Here is a 20254-nt window from a genome sequence, read left to right as displayed (position 1 = left end):
CCCATGCAGCGGGATAGGCTAGAACGAGCGGCGGATATCCTCGAGGCTCAAGCGACGGTCTTGAGCTTCATGGAGCATTTTGACTATGGCAATGCCGAGGCCGCTGCAGGGCTCTTCACAGAAGATGGTGTCTGGCACCGCGGCGATGGCCTTGTACGCGGCAAGGGCATGCTTGTTGATCTTATCAATCGCCGCGATCGCAACCTGGTCGTCCGACACCTGATCTCCAACATCAGATCGGAATGGCTGAACGAAGATCGCATTCTTATTCACGCGTACGTAACTCTGCTCAGCCAGCGCAGTGAGACCACTCCTCAACAGTTTCCTCTGCCATTTGATGGCGTAGCAGGATTTGGCCGTTACGAAGACGAGCTGCATCGGAGCGACGGGCGCTGGTTGATCGCAAGAAAGAAAACGGTGACCGAACTCAAGAAAAAATAAAACATGAGCTGAAAAGGGGAGGAAGATGATGACGAGCGTTAATACGCCTGCGCTGCCGGCCGTTGGCGACCTGTCGCCGCAGGTTCAGCTACGTGGAATAGAGGCAACAAAGGTCGTGCTCGGTTCCGGAATTGGCATGTTGACCAATTTCGGGCCGATCGTAATCTATACTTTCGGAACATTCCTGCTGCCAATTGTCAACGATACGGGCTGGTCGAGGGCCAGCGTGGCTGCCGCTCTTGCGCCAGCTGCTCTCTGCTCCGGCTTCTCGCAGCCAATCGTCGGGTGGCTGGTCGACCGATATGGGCCGCGCGTCTTTGCAGGCTTTTCTTTCGCTTTGTTTGCGCTCGGCCTGATTGCACTCGGTCAACTTCCACGTGATCCCTTAAGTTTTGCAATCTTTATGGGCCTGCTCGGACTCCTTGGCGCGGGGCAAGGGATCACGGCTTTCACCTACATAGTCACTCGGACTTTTTCGACCTTTCGTGGGTTTGCGCTCGGCATCATTAATGCAGCCTCGGCCGCCGGCATCATGTTAATGCCCGCGATCGCCACCTTTTCCATTGCAGAATACGGCTGGCGCAACAGCTACGCAGCGATCGGCGCTGGGGTCGCAATCCTTGGCGCAGTAGCCGTCATCTGGCTCATTCCCGGCAAGGAGCGCTTTCAGAAGTCCGCCGCTTCCGCGCAATCCTCCAAGCTTGTCTTCGGTGAGCTTTTGTCTGCTCCAATTTTTTGGATGCTTGCGTTGGCATTCCTACTGATGACGCTCGCCATTCAAGGTATGATTGTCCACATGACACCGTTGTTGATCGATCGCGGCTTTCGGCCCGTCGATGCGGCGGCTGTGATGGCGACATACGGCATGACGATGCTGGTAGCCCGCTTCTTGCTCGGGTCCATGCTTGATCGATGGTCTCCACGGTTGGTAGCGGTCGTTGGTTGCCTCGGTCCTGTGGCTGCCGGACTGCTGTTGGTCTCGACACGGCAGACTTCTATGGTTTATTTGGCCGCAGCTCTTCTTGCGCTTGGAGCGGGAGCAGAGTCGGATCTCATCCCATACACTGTCGCACGGCAATTCGGCGTTGCCCAGCTGGGGCAAAAGATCGGGCTGTTTATCGTCGTGTTCGCCATTGGCGTAGCCATTGGCCCGCTGATGTTTTCCGCGGTTCAAGCCTTGCGGGGAAACTACGACATCGCGCTCATCGCCAGTAGCGCCCTGATGCTGGCGGCGTCAGTCATCTTTGCTTTGATCCCATCCGCCTCGTTAAGCCAAAACGGCGAAAAGAGCGGCTGAGTCAGCCTTCATCAGCGCCTCAAAAAAAGAAGGTATCTCAATGAAAGTAGCTCGATTTGCTCGGAATGGCTCGGTCAGCATCGGCCTTGTGAAGGGCGACGGCATCATCTCCCTGTCGCCGTTTGATAAAGGCCTATCTGATATCGATGAAGTAGTGGCTGCGGAAGGCTGGGCTCGCGCAGAAAAGCTTATGACACGCGAGCCTGACCTGAAGATTGGTGACGTTGAGTTTCTTCCTCCCCTGTCTGCTAGGGCCAGGGTGTTCTGCGTTGGCTTCAACTATAAAGCTCACGTAGACGAGACCGGAAACGAGGCGCCTGCTTACCCGACTTTTTTCCAGCGAACGCACGAGAGCTTCGTTGGGAATCGCCAGCTGCTGCTTCGGCCTAAAGTGTCTGAGCGCCTCGATTACGAGGGGGAGCTTGCTCTCATCATCGGCCGGACGTGCCACAGAGTGGAGGAGGGAAGGGCGCTCGACTACGTCGGCGGGTACACCTGTCTAAACGAGGGCAGTGTCCGAGATTACCAAAAACACTCTGCCACTGGCATGACGGGCAAGAATTTCGATTCGAGCGGATCCATAGGACCCTGGATCGTGGCGGCGACTGACGTCCCGCATCCGGACCGCCTCGCGCTTTCCACGCGCTTAAACGGCGAGGTGGTTCAACAGGCATCGACGAGCCAGCTGATCTATGGGTTACCGCGGCTTATAAGCTATCTGTCCAGTGTTCTCAGGCTCCTGCCAGGCGATATCATCGCGACCGGTACTCCAGCAGGAGTTGGGTCGCGTCGCGTTCCGCCGCGTTGGCTGCGCGCTGGCGACCGGGTCGAGGTGGAGATCTCAGGCGTCGGAATTTTGGAAAACGCGGTGATCGACGAACCGACGTGAAAGCTCGCCCGAAAGCGGCCGCTTAAAACCTTCCCGATAGGCGGACCCAACAATCTGCTTTCAACAACGGCCCGCGGTTAAGCGCGCCAATACGACCTTACCAATTCAGCGCACGGAGGTGTTCATGCCCGCAGCCATGATGAAAGCTGTTCAAGTCGAAAAGCCGGGAGGACCCGAGGTCCTCAAATACATCGATCTGCCAATTCCCACACCGGCGGCTGGGCAAGTCCTCATTCGGACCGACACCATCGGGGTCGGGAAATACGATGCGCTGGTCAGGACTGGACGCTACCCGTGGCCCGTGGAGTATCCGGAGGTGCCGGGGATCAGTGTAACCGGCTATGTTGAGCGGGTGGGAGATGGTGTTGAAGGCTTCTCCCCGGGCCAGCCCGTTCTCGCATGGAAGTTTTCTCGCCGATGTTACGCCGAATATGTCGCCTGCGATGTCCACGAGATCACGAAGCTGCCTGAAGGCATAGACATTGAGGGCGCGGTCGCAATTCCCGACTATCAGGTCGCATGGGGCATGTTGAATGACGCTGCAGATCTGCGCCGGGTAAAGGTCGCCTCCATCAACGGAGCTACTGGCGGCGTCGGCTGCGCCATGATCGATCTTTGCCGCGCTGCTGGGATACAGCTGATAGCTGTCTGCCGGGCCCCGAACAAGGCAGCGTTCGCCTTGGAGCGGGGTGCAAGCTATGCGATCGACAGCAGCTCTGAAGCGGTTGGTGCCCGGATCTTGGATATCACCAAAGGTACGGGCGTCGACTTGATGTTCGACCAATTGGTCGGTCCGGATTTCCGCGACAACATCAAGCTCGTTGCTCCCTTGGGACAGATCGTCACGTTCAATGCGCTGTCGGGACTTCCATCGTCCGACCTATTCGCGGACTTGCGCAAGAACATGGACCGCAGCATCTCAGTGCGTGCTTATAGCGTTCACGTCTACGATCCATTTCCTCAAGAGCGCGTACGGATTGCGTCAGAGGTCTTCAAACTCGTGGAAGCAAGAGCCATCAATCCGTCCGTGACGGTGCGATTGCCGCTTAGGGAGGCTGTGCAAGCGCATCGAATGCTTGATGGCCGGGAAGTTATGGGCAAGCTGGTGTTAAAGCCGTAGCGAGGGATGCATCACCGCACACCCGAGACGCCGTGATTCGCCGCCTTCCATTTCCTGTCGATGGCAAGGAGATGCGGCGCAATCGACGACACGACAATTCTATACATAGGCATACCGCCACCAAGATGCGTCCCGGACTTAATGATGAATTAGCGAGAGCGCGATAGGTTCTCGGAAACTTATGCGAAATGTGGGGTACGCATGCGAATCGGAAAGCTCTTTGCGCTGTCGATGCTGACGGTGACCACGTTTGCGGTTATTCTCGGCGCCGAGGTTCTGCTTCCGCAGACGCGCATCTTCGTTAGTCGCTCCGAATCCATCAAAATGGTCGAGGCTTTCGGCGCGGTGCTGATGGTCAGTCAACACCTGGCGGGCCTTCGTACACCCTACATCACGATCTTTCAGGAAACGCCCGCCACGCCGACCCAGATCGAAGCGATGGGCAAGGCGTCGAGCGCCGCCGATGCGGCCTTCGACCTGGCCCGCAACAGTTTGCTGGCCCTTGATGGTGGCGAACCGATGATCCAAAGCCTGGACCGTACCGGGCGCCGTTTCAAGGATGTTCATGCGGCGGCCGATCGGGCCGTGCGCGTATCCCTCGGATCGCGCGATAGTGCGGTGGTCAAAGAACTCCTTCCCACTGTTGCCGAGATGATCGGCGCGATCGAGCCGATCCTGAATCGGCTGGAGGGGCAGGTGGTCAGCGCCGATTCTTCACTTGCAACGCTGCTGAGCCTGGCGCGAACCGCGCAGGATTTGCGGGTGACCGCCGGCAGCCACGCCTCGCCACTGTCGCCGGCCTTGAGCGCCTCGCGTCCGCTCACTCCCGCTGAATTTGCGCTGATGGATCGTATGCAGGGCCGCTTAGATGCCGACCGAGAACGCATCGAGGGCACGATCGACCAGCTCGGCAATCCGCCCCGCCTTGCCACGGCCATGAAAGCGGCCGTCGAAGCCTATTTCGGAAAGGCGATTCCGGTCGTCGAGAAGGAAATGCCGGCGGCCAGAGGCGACGGCAAATACAGTCTCAGTCCCTCCGACATGGCCAAGGTCATTGTGCCCGCTATCCAGATGTTCTTCGGCGTCCGCGATGCCGCCTTGGCCGAAGCTGCCGAGCGCGCCTCGGCGGTCCGTGACGGCGCGCTGGGGATGCTGGTGCTTGCAGGAGTTGCAGTGCTGGCCCTGCTCGGTACGCTCGCTGGCGTGACCATAATGCTGCGCCGACGCGTGGTGACGCCGCTAGGCCAGCTTGCGGAGGTGATCGGCACTCTTGCGGCCGGAAACCATGACGTCGAGATCCCATCGACCGGCCGGAATGATGAAGTCGGCCAAGTTGCCGGCTCGCTACAGCATTTCAAAGACAAGCTAGTCGCCCAAAAGGCTGCCGACGCCGCGGCCGCCAGCGAAGCCGAGGGCAAACTCAAACGCGGCCAACGCTTGGACCAGATTGCGCGCGAATTCGAGGCCATGATCGGCGATGTGATCAGGACCGTTTCGTCCGCCTCCGCGGCGTTGGAAGCGTCGGCCGGTATGCTGACTAGCACGGCCGAGCAATCCAAACAGATCACGGCTGCCGTGGCTGGCTCCTCCGAACAAGCTTCGACCAACGTGCAGACCGTGGCGGCGGCCGCCGAGGAGATGTCGTCGTCCGTCGACGAGATTGGTCGCCAAGTGCAAGATTCAGCCCGCATTGCTGGCGAAGCGGTGCTGCAGGCGGGACGGACCAACGAGCATGTCGCCGAACTCGCCAAGGCGGCCCGTCGGATCGGCGACGTAGTCGAACTCATTAGCCAGATCGCAAGCCAAACCAACCTATTGGCCCTCAACGCCACTATAGAAGCGGCACGCGCCGGGGAGGCCGGCCGCGGGTTCGCGGTGGTGGCGTCGGAGGTCAAGGCTCTGGCCGAGCAGACGGCCAAAGCAACCGACGAAATCGGTCAGCAGATAACAGGCATTCAGAGCGCAACCCAGGACTCGGTCGGCGCGATCAAGTCGATCGGAGACACCATCGGCCGCATGTCAGAAATCGCCTCCACGATCGCGGCGGCGGTTGAGGAGCAGGGCGCGGCAACGCGCGAAATCTCCCGCAACGTGCAGCAGGCGGCGCATGGTACCCGACAGGTTTCGGCCAGCATCGTTGATGTACAGAGGGGCGCCAGCGAGACCGAAACGGCGTCATTCAACGTGCTCGCCGCCGCGAAGTCACTGTCCGGCGAAAGCAACCGGCTAGAGACCGAGGTCGCCACATTCCTGGAAGCGATCCGCGCAGCCTAACGGGCCTAACACGGATCACCTGTCCTCGCCGGAACTCTCCGGGCTGAACGTCTCATTGCTCGTCTTGAACGGGCACTCACCACAAGGTCACCTGGACACACCGTCGATAGTCATGTCGGGATAGCACTCAATATGTTTGCCTCGAGTTCGTTGCGGAAACCCCGCAGACTCTGATCGTCCGCTGGATAACAATTGAGTGACAGGTCAGCACCCACACTAGTCACGACCGCCGCCTCACAAACTTTGCTGGCGGTGCAGCTGTGAGCCGTGTCGTGGAAACGTTGCGATCACGACGTGGCTGGGCAGCCTCCTACTTCCTTTTGGTAAACTCAGGCGGCGACGACATTCTCTTTTTCGCCCGTCGATCGGCTACTAATTCAGCAGCCTGCTAGGCGTTTTCGGGACACATCACTGCGCTAATGACGGCGATCAGCTCCTTGCGGAATTGCTTGTCGTCTTTAGCAACCGGCGCAAATCGCGCGATGAATTGCCGGTTAGCCATGGACATCGACATCGCGCCGAGGGCGGCAAAGAATCGCAAGTTCGGATCGACTTTCCGGCTGTTGCCACTCCGATTGACTGCTGCGATCAAGGGTACCAAGGTTTCTCGGAGTGGCTTAGTTAGGGCATTGTGAAAGAACTCAAATCGCTCGCTCTGGTCGATCCCGGCAACCTCGTTGATGACAAATCGCGCAAATTGCGGCTTACGCTGGCCCACATTGATCAATTGTTCAATCGTAAGCTCTAGGCGCTCCCTCGAAGACACTTCTGCCCCATCCGATCGCACGGATGCGAGCAGAGCCATCGCCTCCCCCGAAAACGACTCGATTACGGCCTTCCATAGTTCGAGTTTTGATCCGTAGTGGTAAGAGATCAGGGCGACATCAACTTTCGCGGCAGCAGCGATTGAGCGGAGGTTTGCCTTTTCGAAACCGTGCTCGGCAAATGCGTCGAGCGCTGCATCGAGAAGGTTGTCGGCCTCTAGTTCTGAGCCCTTCCGTGGTCGACCGCGCGTTCTCACGGCTTTTCGAGACATCCCTCCTCCTCCATCGACCATTCCGACCTCTTGACGTTTAGAACGATGCAACTAAATATTCAACGCCTGTTGAATATTACGCCTTGGAGTTCTTTGGCGGGGCGCTCAGACAACTTGAAACTTTGAGTTAAATCAGCATGTTGCAAATGCCCAGCGAAGAAGGGGACCTAATGCCGCGGCTGGCCAACAGGGCGCAATTCCGCACGTCGCTCGCGCTCGTCGCGACCGTGCTTACAGCGTTCCCGAACTCGATGGCGCGAGCGGGTGACAAGTCTTCGGCGCTGTTGCGCGTGACCGTCGCCACCGCCCGCCGGCAACACATCACGCCAGACCTTCCCCTCACTGGGACGATCCAGGCTCGCATCCTTTCGAACATTGCATTTCAGACCAGTGGACGAGTTGTCCGTCGCGACGTCGAGGTTGGGCAGTATGTCAAAGCAGGTCAAACTCTCGCGCATCTTGAACGGACCGAGCAGCAGACCGATGTTACCAGTGCTGAAGCAGCGCTGAATGCTGCGAATGCGCAGTTGCTGGAAGCCCAACGAAATTTCGAGCGACAACAGTCTCTGCTTAGCAGTGGCTCTACCACACGTGAGCGATTCGATCAGGCGTTAGCCACGCTTCGAACAGATGAGGCGCAGGTCAACAGCGCACAAGCTGCCCTGAATACGGCACGCGAGCGGCTAACCTACACGGAATTGAAGGCAGGACGGGACGGCATCATTGTCTCACGTAGTATCGAAGTCGGCCAGGTTGTGCAGGCCGGACAGACGGCTTTCGCCCTTGCCGAGGATGGCCCGCGGGATGCGGTATTCCAAGTTCCCGAGATTCTTGTCACCAATCCGCCAAACGACAGGACTGTCGACATCACCTCGCAATCGATGCCGAATGTAACTGTTGCCGGCTCTGTGCGCGAGATCTCGCCGATTTTGGATCAGGCCACCGGCACCGTTACGCTCAAGGTCGCGGTCGAACGAGCGCCGGCCGATTTGACACTCGGTTCGGCCGTCGTCGGTAGAGCCCGTTGGGAGTTATCGCCTGCCTTTGTCATTCCATCGAGCGCGCTGTTTGCAGCCAACGGTAAGCCCGCAGTCTGGATATTGGATAGCGAGAACAAGGCCCGGCTTCGCGGGGTCGTCGTGCAGGAATATCTCACTGGAGCGGTCGCGTTGGCCGCCGGATTGGAAGAAGGCGAGCGTGTCGTAACTTCCAGCGTACAACTGCTGTATCCAGGGAAGGTTGTCGCGGTCGCCTACGGAGCCGAGCCATGACGTCGCCCGCACCCACGGTCTTGCGGCTGCTACTTTTCGCCTGCGCCGCGGCGCTTTCCGGGTGCGAGGAGAAGAGCCTCGAATCGCCCGTCATTCGTCCCGTGCTCACCATGGTTGTGCAACCGGCCTCGTAGAGGATCGACACCTTCACCGGAACGGTGCAGCCTCGGTACCAGGCCGAGCTTGGCTTTCAAACAATGGGGCGAATGAGCTCGCGCGACGTCAATGTGGGAGATCTCGTTGCCAAGGGGCAAAGACTCGGGTCCCTTGATTCGACCGTCGCGCAGCTCGCGATCGTCTCAAGCCAGGCCGATCTGGCCAACGCTCGAGCGGTCCTTGCCAATGCCGAGGCCACTCTGGAACGAAAGCACAAACTGTTCAGCACGGGCAGCGGGACACAGGCGGACCTCGATGCGGCAACAGCAGCCCAGCAGAGCGCCCAATCACGCGCCACGCAAGCTGAGGCGAGTCTGCAGAAGGCGACCGAACAACTCGGCTACACGACCCTAAACAGCAGCTATGACGGTGTCGTCGTCTCCTGGTCCACGGAAATCGGCCAGGTCGTCTCGGTAGGCCAGACGGTTGTCACCATCGCTCGCCCAACTTTTCGCGACGGTGTGTTCGACATACCGGACGACCGAATTGGCCAATTCATCGAAGGTTCATCCTCTCGGGCATCGCTCCTCGTCCAGGATAGCATCGCAGCCAAGGCGGTCGTCCGTGAGATCGCGCCGCAGTCGGACTCCTCGACCAGAACTCGGCGCATTCGGTTCACCATCGAAGATCCACCTGAAGCGTTTCGGCTGGGAACCACGATCCGCCTCGCGGCTGCACAGGAGGGCCAAATGGAGATTCCGGTTAGTGCTCTTTTGAAAATCGAAGGTCAGGACGCCGTCTGGATCGTGGGAGCAAACAAGAGGGCTCTAGCACGTCCTGTGATGCTCGGCGCCCACAGGGGAGACCGCGTGGCAGTTACATCCGGCTTGTCGATTGGCGATCGCGTCATCACTGCCGGCGTGCATTCCCTCTCCGAAGGACAACTCGTCAAACTTTTGCAAGAGAATCAGTCGTGACCTCCTTCAATCTATCTGAATGGGCCCTAAAGCATCGCTCGTTCGTTTGGTTCCTGATGATAGCGTCCGCGATAGCGGGCCTGCTCGCCTACCGCAGCCTCGGTCGCGAGGAAGATCCTCCGTTCACCATCAAGACTATGGTGATCCAGCAACAATGGCCCGGCGCGACGGTTGACGACATGCTCAATCAAGTGACCGACCGGATTGAAAAGGAGGTGAAACAGATCGGCGCGGTCGACTACGTCAAGAGCTACACGACGCCCGGTCAGACCACGATTTTGGTCAATCTGAAGGACACCACCAAGCCAAAGGACGTGCCGTGGCTATTCTATGAGGTCCGCAAACATGTTCAGGACATCCAGTACACCCTGCCTTCAGGCGTAGGCGCAGCCTCCTTCAACGACGAATTTGGCGATGTCTTCGGCAACATCTACGCGTTTACGTCCGACGGACTCAGCCCACGGCAATTGCGCGACTATGTCGAGCGGGTGCGCTCGGAACTTCTCACCGTGCCAAGCATCGGCAAGATCACGGTGATCGGAGCACAAGATGAGGTCATCTATCTCGACATCTCCACGCGCAAGCTGGCGGCACTCGGTCTTAATATGCAGTCGCTCATCAAGACACTGCAAAATCAAAACACAGTGCAGCCGTCAGGCGTCGTACAAGCGGGCCCAGAACAAGTTTCGCTGCGCGTAAGCGGTCAATTCGCTTCGGAAGAGGCCCTTCGAAGCACCAACCTGCGCATCGACAACCGCTTCCTTCCGCTTAGCGACGTCGCGACCATCACCCGTGGATATCGCGATCCACCCGATCCGCTATTTCGTGTCGATGGAAAGCCTGCGATCGGGCTCGGCATCGCGATGATGGCCTCTAGCAATGTGCTTCAATTTGGTGAGGCGCTGAGAGCAAAGATGCGCGACATCTTGGCCACGCTTCCGGTAGGCGTCGAACTCCACCTGGTTTCCGATCAGCCGAAGATAGTTGAGCAGGCAGTCGGCGGCTTCACCGAAGCGCTCGTTGAGGCCATAGCCATCGTGTTGGTGGTAAGCCTGATCAGTCTTGGAGTGAGGGCAGGGCTGGTGGTCTCGTTCTCAATTCCGCTCGTGCTGGCGGTCGTGTTCGTCATCATGCAGTATTTTGGAGTAACGCTGCAGCGCATTTCCCTAGGTGCGCTGATCATCGCGCTTGGACTGCTCGTCGATGATGCAATGATAACAGTCGAGATGATGGTGCACCGCCTTGAGCGCGGGGACAATCTCTATAACGCAGTGACCTTTGCTTACACCTCGACCGCATTTCCGATGCTAACCGGAACCCTGGTAACTGTCGCAGGCTTTATCCCGATTGGGTTCAACGGCTCATCGGCTGGCGAATACACCTACACTCTGTTCCTCGTAATCGCAGCATCGCTACTAACCAGCTGGGTGGTAGCCGTTCTGTTCGCTCCACTGATCGGCGTCATGGTCCTTCCAAAAACCATGAAACATCACGACCATATCGGTGTCGGCCGGCTATCCCGCTACTTTGTCGTTCTACTGGAGGCCGCGATGCGCTTCCGCTGGGTCACAATCGGCGGAAGCCTCGGTCTGCTCGCGGTGGCAATCGTCGGTATGGGATTTGTGCAGCAGCAGTTCTTCCCGTCGTCAGACCGGTCCGAGCTGCTCGTCGACTTGACGCTTCCGCAGGGCAGCACGATCCTTGAGACCAAGAAGCAGATCGACCAGTTCGAAAAAGGGCTGGCCTCCGATCCTGACGTCGAAAGCTGGAGCTCTTATGTTGGGCAAGGTGCGATCCGCTTCTATCTGCCACTCGACCAGCAGATGGCCTTTAACTATTTCGGCCAGGTGGTCGTCGTAGCCAAGTCACTTGAAGCTCGCAATCGGATCGAAAGCAGATTGCGAAAGACCGCGGCCGATCAATTCATCGGGATCGACGTCTTCATCCACCCGCTCGACCTTGGACCTCCGGTTGGACGTCCGCTGCAATACCGCCTCAGCGGGCCGGACATCCAGCAATTGCGCGCCAAGGCACTGGAGATCGCCAAAATCATGAGCGACAACCCGCATCTTGACCCTCCGACATTTGATTGGAACGAGCCAGGCAAGGTCGTTCAAGTCGAAATAGCGCAAGACAAGGCGAGGCAGCTCGGGCTCGACTCCGTCGATGTTGCCTCGATACTGAACGGCCTTGTCGGCGGGACGTCCATTACACAGATGCGCGATAGCATTTATCAGGTCAACATCGTTGGGCGCGCCGCAAACGACGAACGCAGCCGAATCGAAACGCTGCAGTCGTTGCAGATCCCGACTGGCAATGGACAGGTGGTCCCGTTGCTCTCGTTCGCAACACTTCGCTATGACCTGGAGCAGCCCATTATTTGGCGACGCGACCGTGTCCCAACAATCACGATTCGAGGCACCATCCACGATGGCACGCAACCGGCAACTGTCGTCCAACAGCTTGCGCCGGCTATCGAGACCTTCGCCGCGAACCTGCCGGCGTCGATGAAGATCGCAACCGGAGGCGCCGTCGAGGAGAGCTCAAAGGGTCAGGGTCCAATCGTTGCGGTCGTGCCTGTGATGCTGCTTGCGATGGCGTTCTTCATTATGGTCCAGCTGCAAAGCTTTGCGAAGCTGTTCCTTGTCGTAAGCGTGGCTCCCCTCGGCTTGATCGGCGTTGTGTTCGCTCTCCTCGTATCCGGAAAACCGATGGGTTTTGTCGCGATTCTCGGTACGTTAGCCCTTATCGGGATCATCATTCGCAATTCGATTATCTTGATGGCGCAGATCGACGAAATGCTTGACGAGGGTCACGATCAATGGTCGGCAGTCGTGCTGGCAACACAGCATCGCATGCGGCCAATCCTGCTGACGGCCGCCGCAGCAAGCCTCGGCATGCTTCCGATCGCGCCGCAGGTCTTCTGGGGTCCTATGGCGCTATCGATGATCGGTGGCATCATGGCTGCGACCTTCCTGACTCTCTTTTTCTTGCCGGCGCTTTACATCGCCTGGTTCCGTGTAGAAGCCCCACTAAAGGACTCTTCTTCGCGCCAGGAGGAGCCCAGCAGGCTCGCCAGGGCCAGCTCACCATAGGGAAGCCCGAGCGCGATGCCACAAGGCCTTTGGCGTCCTGCTTGGTAACCGCCACGCTCCGCGCCGGTTTGTACCGGGAGTTCGTGATGCCTTTCCCTGCACCGGATCCGACCGTAGAGCTCTTCGGGCTTGGCGATCCGGTGCACGACGATCGGCGATTGCCGGCAGCGTCGCACGACGTTCACCGCGCTTTCACAATCCACGAGCGTCGTGAAATGATGTCACCGCCGTAGCTGTCGAGCTACCGAGTGATGGTCCTTAGGAGAATCAAACAATCGATCGCGAGACCGAGCACCAGAACGACGTTAAAAAAGCTCGCCACATCATCGTCCTGAATGTCTCTCCCGTAGCGTCCACGGCTATCGAAAGCGCAGCGCCACTGAATTGATCAGGAGCGTGGCACATTGGTCTCGTCTCAGAATGCCGGTGACGCGTCGAACTCGGCCCAGCTACAGTCGACGTGGCTCGGACGTGCGTTTCCGACCGTGCTTATGAAAGCGCACGGCGCAACATGGGTATGGTCGAGAACAAGACCACTGCTAGCAATGTCGTAGACCTTCTTATCAGGTCTGCTCTCCTGCCAGACGTTGTCGAATGCGACGACATCAGCCGTCCCAATCGGCGTATTCTCGTGGGCACAACAAAAGCCCCAAGCTTCAAATCTGGCGCTCTTTGCGGTTCTGCATAGTTGCCGGCCACGCGCATCCATACGTCAGATTTGACATATATGTTCATGCCTGCTAGCCAGTAAGTAATAAATGACATATGGAGGAAGGCCGTGAATTGCCGCTCGGGGGTGGACGCACCTGACCTGTTCGGAATGACGTCCGAACTCTGCACCAAACGCTCTGACCGGTGCTGGGTATCCTCAATTGCTGATCAACGGTGAAGCCATTTTCGCAAGCAGCTGCGCTTTGTGCAGATGCCATTGGTAATTGGCCGCGATGGCTAGTTGAAGCAACGGGCAATCGTCCCGTCTAGAGCTCTCATCCATGATGCTCTCGATGGATAGCAAAGCACTCTGTGAGGCGCGCGCCGGCAGCTCAAGAGTTTCGATGGCAGTGGGGAGCGAGCGTCGCGGCTCTCCATAGCTGTCGGATGCCTTCATCATGCCTGCATCGGTGCGGAGCTGCAATTCACGAGGGCCGACTATCATACGGGAGGAAAAAATGGCGCAGATTAACTCGTTGGGGTCAAAGATTTCATTAGTGACAGGGCACATGGCTGGGATGATAGACCAGCCCGCACTTCCGATTTGGGTCGGTGTTCTGATCTCGGAATATGCGTTTTCACCGGCGCGAGCGGGGGCGCTTCCGACCCTCTTTCTAGGAGCCATGGTCTTTGCAAGCGTTACACTATCGCCATTCTTCCATCGCGCTCCGGGGCGCTGGATGCCGACGCTGGGCTTCGGCATCAGTGCCGGGACCTTCTATGTGATGGCCGGCTTCACCGAATTTAGCATTCTGGCAGTTGGCCACTTCGTCGCTGGATTGGCGACAGGAGTCGCACGGATAACCCACATCGTGTCTTTGCAATGGGGGGGTTAACGCTTGGAGTCTTCGCGGTAATATTGCTCGGCGCATCGGCGACTCTCATCACGAAATTCGGTCCACCAGCCATCTTTGAGGTCTTTGCCGCAGTTACGGCCGTGGCAGCCGCAATAGCGACTTTCTTCTTTCCCTCTGCTTCCATCAGCGAAGACCTCGTCAGGGATGCCGCTGGATTCACACGCCCTGTGTGGTTCATTATCACTGGAATCGTCCTGATGTCGCTCGTCCAGGCAATGATATTCAGTTTCCTACAACCGATGGGCACCGATCGCGGACTGTCGCCTGTCCAGATCCAAAGCGTTCTGGTCACGTTAGGTCTGGTGGCTATGACACCGACCCTGCTCGCCGCGTTTCTCCAAAAGCGGCTTCCGCCGATGCGGGTCGCGATGACTGGAACCCTGCTGCAGGGAGCGGTAGCTGTCCTAATCTCTTGCTCTAGCGGTTTCTTGCCGTATGCGGTCGGAGCGGTCGTTTTCCCGTTCATAATGTTGTTCACGCATACTTTTGTCTTCGGGCATCTCGCGCGCCTTGATCTCACCGGGCGCGCGGTTGCTGCGACCCCAGCCATGTTGGTCGGCAACATGATTGGACCGCTCCTGGGCGGGACATTGGTCCAGACGACTGGCTATCTTGGTCTCGGGTCGGCGGCAGCGGCCGTCGATCTCATTGCTCTCTGCTGCTTCATTGCTGCATCACAGAGAGCCACATCCGCTATCCAGCCGTTGCCGCAGCTAAACCAGTAGGCAGATCTCTTGGCTTGCCGGAGCCTGACGAGAGCCAACGCTACGCGCGGATTCGAAATGCTGAAAGACGTTGAGATGCCGATCTAGTTTCTGCGAGCAGCCAAGTTCTCATTCGCTTTTATCCAATTCGACGCAACCCCTTTGGCAAATTCCCCAGGTGCCTGGCACCGGTGCGAGCGAGAGATGTCGAAAGAGGTATAGGGGCCGGGCTCAAAGAGGCCTCTCCGCCAATACGTTCTCGCGGGGACGCTCTCTCGCCGCTGTTACGCCGAATAGGGTGATTGCGTCAGGCACAATCACGACCCTTTCCGCGACATGCACATAAGGCGCAGTCGCCATGATCGCTTTTGCCGAGAGGGCGGCATTCAGCTGATAATGATCCGCCGGCTCCGGAGACGGCATGGTTCGAATTGGAGCAGGGTTGCGAGCTTTGCTATCGACAACAACATCTCGGATGTCAGTCTCGGTTCTTCGAGTTGACCAAAGGTGTGAGCATTAATCTGATGTTTGACCATTTCGTTGTTCGGTTTTCGCGACGACACTCGCTGGTCGCATCGTTAAGTCAGATATTAACGTTCAACACAAGTCCGGACGTTCTTTCCTCGGAGCTGCGCAAGAACATCGACGGAGGCACCTCCGTCTAAGCTCGCATGAAGTGCGAAGTCTACGATCCTTTCGCCGAATAAAGTGACCGCATCGCCAGGGAAGTCTCATCGCCTAGGCGGCCATCGCGCCATCCGTGATCACGTCGATGCCGACTAAGGTTCGATAGGGCAATCGTGGTAACTTCTTCCTACCTTCTTGTTTGCCGCTACTGCTCGGCGGTTGCCACGGCGAATTCTTCGCGTTCATACCTTTCAATCAGGCAATCGGCGAGCGCGGTACACACCTCGCCGCCCCGCATTCGGGAATTCCGCTTTGCTGAGCAGAAACAGAAAAACATAAGGTTGGTCCACCGGCAGGTAATATGTAAGGATTGCCATATGCGATAACCTGATGTATTCTTACTATAAGTCAAAACTGACATATAGGAGGATCCGTCCGATGGGCTTAGTCCGCCTGTTCGAGCAGTCGAAGGCTCCGTCAGGCTCAAGTCGGAGCGTCCGGATTGTGTGTGCTGGTCTTAAGGATCAGCCAACATTTGGTTCGCTTGACCGAGTAGCTCATTTCGAGCGACGTCCCGATTGGTCGCCTGTTTCCGCGCGCTTTCGATTTTTCTCACTCAAGTCGATGCACAGCCGCCGGCAAGCTCCTCCCGCAGCTTGCGCAGGGCCCCGGCACGAGTTGTCGCGGCACCGCATTTTGCAAGAGCGCCGCCTAGGTGCTCAATCGCCTTTGCAAAATCAGTTTGAAGTTCGTGTCTGCGCTACTGGTTGCGCGCATTGGGGAAACGCCGGTCGACTCCCTGCGTATGCGATGCGGCTCTTTGTACAAGCCGAGCTCCGCGCCAAGCCGCGAAGTCATGGAATGGCGGAGTAACGATCATGAAGAAGGGCTACAAGTGGATCAACAGGAGGATCGAGCAACTCGATCCGCACGTCGATTATGCTGAAATTTGGCGGCTATCCAGCTGTTACGGCCTGACGGATTTCATACAGAATTTTTCGTATTGTTTCACATTTCCCAACTTCGTAGTGACTGAGTGGGGCGCTCGGGCCGTTTGGCGCGAGGATGGCGGAAAGCTTCTTTATAGAGCCACTCATCGCGCCGAACAGACCGGAATCAACAACACAACCTGGTGGTATTACGGTCCTCAGGACGATCGCACCATCAAATCCGTCGAAAACATCAACAAGCTCCACGCCCATTATGCCAAACAGTACCCGGGCGATTTTTCTGATCACGAAGATTAGATCTACACGCTTGCCTTCACGGCGATCGCCATGGATCTGGCATTCAAGGCGATGGGATTGAAGGGCTTCAACGAGAAGCAAAAATAGCAGCTCACAAGTTTTGGGGTGAGATGGCAAAGCTATTCGTCGCCGAAGGTGGCGTACCTTTACACGGGTATCCTAAGGACTGGGACGGTCTCGTTGCATTTTGCCGGGATTTCGAAAGCAGGGAGCGATCAGTGACCGAGAGAGGGAATCTGATCGTCAACGCGCTCTTCGATCAGTTCAGCTATCGCTATTTTCCGCCAGGCTTGCGGTGGTTGGGTCACCAGATGTTGCGATCAATGGCGCTGCCTTCGACGCTGAAGGCGCATGGCATTCCGCCGGCGCATCCCTTGGCTCAAGTACTCATACCGCGATCGTTGGGCTGCGTGGCCTGGATTGCAAAGACGCTCCTTCCTGATCCGCGGATCAGCTACATGGAACAAAGGAGCAGTATGCCGGCGGAAAACAGGAAGAAGCTGCGTAATCGGATCAATGTCCTTGATGAACAGTTTCCATCCTACTTTATCGGACGTCATGCCGAGGATCAGGCATGGGCTGGCTGTCCCTATCATGCTGCGCTGAAGTGCACCTGGACAATCCGCCCCCGCCGTTCAGGTGAGGGCTCTTGAGAAGCAGTCGAGCGTGCTCGACGCCAATTGACCCGGGACATTTTGGAGAATGAAAGAAATGGTTAGCGACAACATCGTGGCAGGCTCGGTGCTGACTGGGCAATTCTTCACGGGCGAATGGTCATCTAGCAAATCCGCCTTTGAGGCAGTCGAACCTGCGACCGGTGCGGTGATTGGTAAGGTTGGTCTTGCAAGCGCGGTCGACATTGGGAGCGCTTCTGCGAATGCACGGCAGGCGCAGGTCTCGTGGGCCGCGACGGCGCCAGATGCACGCGAAAACATACTTCTAAAGGCGTGCGAAGTCGGCGAGCGTTATAGGGATGACATCGTCACCTGGATCATGCGAGAGAGCGGCGCGGTCCGCTTGAAGGCTGAGATCGAGCTCGCAGGTACGCTCAAAGCAATCCGGCTTGCGGCTGCGATGCCCTCGCAAGCTCAAGGGAACGTGCTTCCAAGCCCGGGAGGGCGCATCAGCTTCGTGCGGCGACGCCCACTCGGGGTGATCGGCGTGATATCACCCTTCAATTTCCCGCTCTACCTTGCCGAGCGCGCCATTGCGCCGGCCCTGGCCGTCGGAAACGCGGTGGTAGTCAAGCCGGATCTGCGGACTGCTATTTGTGGTGGCTTCGTTATTGCGCGCCTCTTCGAATTGGCGGGTGTGCCGAAAGGCGTTCTTCAGGTGCTGCCCGGTCGAGAGGATGCTGGTGAGGCTCTGTGCAAGGACCCCAATGTGGCGATGATCCAATTTACCGGGTCGAGCAGGGCGGGGCGAATGGTCGGACAGGTGGCTGGACAGCATCTCAAGAAGGTGTCCCTCGAACTTGGCGGCAAGAACTCACTTATCATCCTAGACGACGCAGATCTGGATACCGCCGTTCGTGCCGCCGCCTTTTCGGCGTTCTTTCATCAAGGACAAGTTTGCATGAGCGCTGGACGCATTCTCGTGCAGAGAAACATCTTCGACGCTTTCAGCGATGCGCTCGTCAGATATGCGAAGACTTTGAAAGTTGGCGACCCTCTCGACCCTTCCGTTGCCCTCGGTCCGATGATCAATCAGCATCAGCTAAATCATGCACTAACCCTGATTGACCGCTCCGTCACCGAGGGAGCTCGGCTGCTAACGGGAGGCAAGGCGGAGGGCCTGTTTCTTCAGCCCTCCGTGCTGGCGGAGATCTCACCCACCAATCCGGCCTATCGTGACGAGCTCTTCGCTCCGGTCGCGGTGCTTGTCCCATTTGAGACGGATGTACAGGCCGGGCAAATGGCGAATGATACCGAATATGGGCTCTCTGCTGTGATCATCTCGCGCAACATCGGCAGGGCAATGGCAATTGGCGAGCAATTACGAACGGGTTTGCTACACATCAATGATCAGACGATCAACGACGATGTGGTCAATCCCTTCGGCGGCTCCGGCACATCGGGCAATGGCACATCGATCGGCGGTATCGCTAACTGGGAAGAGTTCACTCAATGGCAATGGGTGACGATCAAAGCTGAGCTGCAGCCCTATTCACTCTAAACTCGACACTCGATCACTGACTGAATGACCAATGCGCCCGTGGCGCTGATTGTTTCTCTAAGTTCCCGGCGGAGTGTTCACCAAGCTCCCTCCCACTTGGCCGTACTCTACTACCAAGAGTACGGCCTCTCTTTTCGGATCAAGGCAAGATCTGTTCGAAGGCTATCGAGTTGATCCGGACTCGTAAAGCTCGATCAACGTCTGTCTTCGACACACGCAAATCTTTTTTGGGTAGATTGGCCAAAGCCTTGGCCATCCCGATCTTAGCTTTGAGCAATAGCAGGAAGCGCTCGCTCGCGGCGGCTTGACCTGCCACTGAATTTTCATCCAGCAGCAGTTAGAGTCTCGGAGTTCGCGCCAAGTGAGGCTGCTGCGCGCGCGTGGAGAAAGAGTGCGGTTGCTACGATTAGGTGAAGCCCAAAGCGGAAACGCCAATGGTATCGCTATAGCGCACCGAAACCTGATCTCGCCCTGCACGCTTGGCGCGATACAAAGCTTCGTCTGCAAGGCCAAGTACTTTCGACAATCCCTCGCTTCCCTTGGAAACCGCCAGCCCAATGCTAACCGTGACCTTGGTCAAGGCACCATTTCGGGCAACTTCTCTCTGCCCGCAAGCCTGCCGCAACTGCTCAGCGAGTAAAACTGCATCGCTCGGAGATACGCCCAACAGCAGCGCCGCGAATTCTTCGCCTCCATGCCTGCCAATCACGAGGCTATGCTCCTTCGCGAACGACTTGAGCACGTCCCCGATTTCAACCAGCACCGCATCACCGAAATCATGACCGTATTGATCATTTATGCCCTTGAACCGATCGATATCCATCATCAAGCCTATAGCGGGAAGGTGACGATCGTATGCCTCTGCGAGAGCCTTGGCTGCAACCTCGTTAAATCCTCTTCGATTCAAGAGACCGGTGAGTTGGTCAACTCTCGAAAGTCTTAGGAGCTCGGCCTGGGTCGCGATCAACTTTTGCTGCAGCAGGTTGCTGCGCAGGCTCATGGCGCCTCCAATTCCAATGGAGGCGAGCGTACCAAGCAGAGCGACGCAACCTGTCGCATAAAGGCTGCTCACGTTGCCCTCCGGTCCGAACAGATAGGCGTATGCTAGCCAAACCAGCGGAACAGTTAAGACAAGCCCGATCGCAACGTCGCGAACCGTCCGACGGTACACATCTCCCAACGTCATTAAGGGATCATTCATCAATCGCGCTCCGTGACTTTTTGAAAGCCTAGGAGGGATCGACTGGTCGTCATCTTAAAATGCTTGGGGACTTAACAGCGTTACTAACAGGAGGTTAAATTCGGAGCCAGAAATAGGCATTGACGCTCTCCTGTCGAGTCGCCTGCCGGCACGCGCCCGGCGCAGGCCCGCTGCCACGACCGGTATGCGCAACATGCATGGGCTAATTTCCACTATTGGCAGGCCTCTAGACCGCC

Annotated in this window: 16 protein-coding genes; 13 read left to right on the top strand and 3 right to left on the bottom strand. The window is 57.6% G+C overall.

Annotated features, from left to right (window positions below):
- Positions 1–3 precede the first annotated feature (3 nt).
- From AC0WRY_RS37285 to AC0WRY_RS37265, 5 genes are all read left to right on the top strand, one after another.
- Positions 4–441 (top strand): nuclear transport factor 2 family protein, encoded by a 438-nt coding sequence (locus AC0WRY_RS37285; protein ID WP_128930003.1) that lies wholly within the window; start codon positions 4–6, stop codon positions 439–441.
- Positions 442–466: 25 nt separating this feature from the next.
- Positions 467–1738, top strand: coding sequence for an MFS transporter (locus AC0WRY_RS37280; RefSeq protein ID WP_128930004.1), 1272 nt, complete (start codon positions 467–469; stop codon positions 1736–1738).
- A 40-nt stretch (positions 1739–1778) separates the two neighbouring features.
- Entirely contained in the window at positions 1779–2627 is an 849-nt protein-coding gene (locus AC0WRY_RS37275) for a fumarylacetoacetate hydrolase family protein (protein WP_128955136.1), read from the top strand.
- Between the two features lie 124 nt (positions 2628–2751).
- Positions 2752–3747: a quinone oxidoreductase family protein gene (locus tag AC0WRY_RS37270; RefSeq protein ID WP_128930006.1), complete on the top strand. Its 996-nt coding sequence runs from the start codon at positions 2752–2754 to the stop codon at positions 3745–3747.
- A gap of 201 nt (positions 3748–3948) precedes the next feature.
- Positions 3949–6021, top strand: coding sequence for a methyl-accepting chemotaxis protein (locus tag AC0WRY_RS37265; protein WP_128930007.1), 2073 nt, complete (start codon positions 3949–3951; stop codon positions 6019–6021).
- A gap of 388 nt (positions 6022–6409) precedes the next feature.
- Here the strand turns inward: AC0WRY_RS37265 and AC0WRY_RS37260 are convergent, their stop codons facing one another.
- The gene (locus AC0WRY_RS37260) at positions 6410–7057 is read right to left on the bottom strand and encodes a TetR/AcrR family transcriptional regulator (RefSeq protein WP_164938227.1); all 648 of its coding nucleotides are present in this window, start codon (positions 7055–7057) and stop codon (positions 6410–6412) included.
- A gap of 146 nt (positions 7058–7203) precedes the next feature.
- Here AC0WRY_RS37260 and AC0WRY_RS37255 point away from each other — a divergent pair, with 146 nt between their 5' ends.
- The 3 genes from AC0WRY_RS37255 (at position 7204) to AC0WRY_RS37245 (ending at position 12496) form a co-directional block, all read left to right on the top strand.
- A complete protein-coding gene (locus tag AC0WRY_RS37255) occupies positions 7204–8328 on the top strand; it encodes an efflux RND transporter periplasmic adaptor subunit (protein WP_164933587.1) in 1125 nt (374 codons plus the stop codon).
- A gap of 137 nt (positions 8329–8465) precedes the next feature.
- On the top strand, positions 8466–9401 hold the full coding sequence (locus AC0WRY_RS37250) for an efflux RND transporter periplasmic adaptor subunit (RefSeq protein WP_128930010.1): 936 nt from the start codon (positions 8466–8468) through the stop codon (positions 9399–9401).
- Positions 9398–12496 (top strand): efflux RND transporter permease subunit, encoded by a 3099-nt coding sequence (locus AC0WRY_RS37245; protein WP_128930011.1) that lies wholly within the window; start codon positions 9398–9400, stop codon positions 12494–12496. The genes AC0WRY_RS37250 and AC0WRY_RS37245 overlap by 4 nt, the downstream gene beginning before the upstream one ends.
- An 868-nt stretch (positions 12497–13364) precedes the next feature.
- Here AC0WRY_RS37245 and AC0WRY_RS37240 read toward each other — a convergent pair.
- Positions 13365–13607: a hypothetical protein gene (locus AC0WRY_RS37240; RefSeq protein WP_128930012.1), complete on the bottom strand. Its 243-nt coding sequence runs from the start codon at positions 13605–13607 to the stop codon at positions 13365–13367.
- Between the two features lie 58 nt (positions 13608–13665).
- Between AC0WRY_RS37240 and AC0WRY_RS37235 the strand changes: the two genes are divergently transcribed.
- From AC0WRY_RS37235 to AC0WRY_RS37215, 5 genes are all read left to right on the top strand, one after another.
- Positions 13666–14043, top strand: coding sequence for a hypothetical protein (locus tag AC0WRY_RS37235; RefSeq protein ID WP_128930013.1), 378 nt, complete (start codon positions 13666–13668; stop codon positions 14041–14043).
- A gap of 23 nt (positions 14044–14066) precedes the next feature.
- A complete protein-coding gene (locus AC0WRY_RS37230; protein WP_128930014.1) occupies positions 14067–14789 on the top strand; it encodes an MFS transporter in 723 nt (240 codons plus the stop codon).
- Positions 14790–16273: 1484 nt separating this feature from the next.
- Positions 16274–16642 carry a hypothetical protein gene (locus tag AC0WRY_RS37225; protein WP_128930015.1) on the top strand — a complete coding sequence of 123 codons (369 nt, stop codon included), beginning with the start codon at positions 16274–16276 and terminating at the stop codon, positions 16640–16642.
- 110 nt (positions 16643–16752) lie between these two features.
- Entirely contained in the window at positions 16753–17295 is a 543-nt protein-coding gene (locus AC0WRY_RS37220) for a hypothetical protein (RefSeq protein WP_128930016.1), read from the top strand.
- Positions 17296–17344: 49 nt separating this feature from the next.
- The gene (locus AC0WRY_RS37215; protein ID WP_491123545.1) at positions 17345–18817 is read left to right on the top strand and encodes a benzaldehyde dehydrogenase; all 1473 of its coding nucleotides are present in this window, start codon (positions 17345–17347) and stop codon (positions 18815–18817) included.
- Positions 18818–19223: 406 nt separating this feature from the next.
- On the opposite strand, the gene AC0WRY_RS37210 is transcribed toward AC0WRY_RS37215, so the two are convergent.
- Entirely contained in the window at positions 19224–20018 is a 795-nt protein-coding gene (locus tag AC0WRY_RS37210) for a GGDEF domain-containing protein (RefSeq protein ID WP_128930017.1), read from the bottom strand.
- Positions 20019–20254: the final 236 nt, after the last annotated feature.

The sequence above is a fragment of the Bradyrhizobium sp. T-12 genome, assembly GCF_058314695.1.
Note: the sequence above shows the minus strand (reverse complement) of the source record. Positions and strands in the feature narration are given on the sequence as shown.

Coding starts and splice junctions, on each gene's coding strand:
- AC0WRY_RS37225 (WP_128930015.1), top strand. CDS start 16,274: ATGAAGAAGGGCTACAAGTGGATCAACAGGAGGATCGAGCAACTCGAT.
- AC0WRY_RS37260 (WP_164938227.1), bottom strand. CDS start 7,057: ATGTCTCGAAAAGCCGTGAGAACGCGCGGTCGACCACGGAAGGGCTCA.
- AC0WRY_RS37240 (WP_128930012.1), bottom strand. CDS start 13,607: ATGATGAAGGCATCCGACAGCTATGGAGAGCCGCGACGCTCGCTCCCC.
- AC0WRY_RS37220 (WP_128930016.1), top strand. CDS start 16,753: ATGGCAAAGCTATTCGTCGCCGAAGGTGGCGTACCTTTACACGGGTAT.
- AC0WRY_RS37270 (WP_128930006.1), top strand. CDS start 2,752: ATGCCCGCAGCCATGATGAAAGCTGTTCAAGTCGAAAAGCCGGGAGGA.
- AC0WRY_RS37235 (WP_128930013.1), top strand. CDS start 13,666: ATGGCGCAGATTAACTCGTTGGGGTCAAAGATTTCATTAGTGACAGGG.
- AC0WRY_RS37285 (WP_128930003.1), top strand. CDS start 4: ATGCAGCGGGATAGGCTAGAACGAGCGGCGGATATCCTCGAGGCTCAA.
- AC0WRY_RS37215 (WP_491123545.1), top strand. CDS start 17,345: ATGAAAGAAATGGTTAGCGACAACATCGTGGCAGGCTCGGTGCTGACT.
- AC0WRY_RS37280 (WP_128930004.1), top strand. CDS start 467: ATGATGACGAGCGTTAATACGCCTGCGCTGCCGGCCGTTGGCGACCTG.
- AC0WRY_RS37265 (WP_128930007.1), top strand. CDS start 3,949: ATGCGAATCGGAAAGCTCTTTGCGCTGTCGATGCTGACGGTGACCACG.
- AC0WRY_RS37275 (WP_128955136.1), top strand. CDS start 1,779: ATGAAAGTAGCTCGATTTGCTCGGAATGGCTCGGTCAGCATCGGCCTT.
- AC0WRY_RS37255 (WP_164933587.1), top strand. CDS start 7,204: ATGCCCAGCGAAGAAGGGGACCTAATGCCGCGGCTGGCCAACAGGGCG.
- AC0WRY_RS37210 (WP_128930017.1), bottom strand. CDS start 20,018: ATGAATGATCCCTTAATGACGTTGGGAGATGTGTACCGTCGGACGGTT.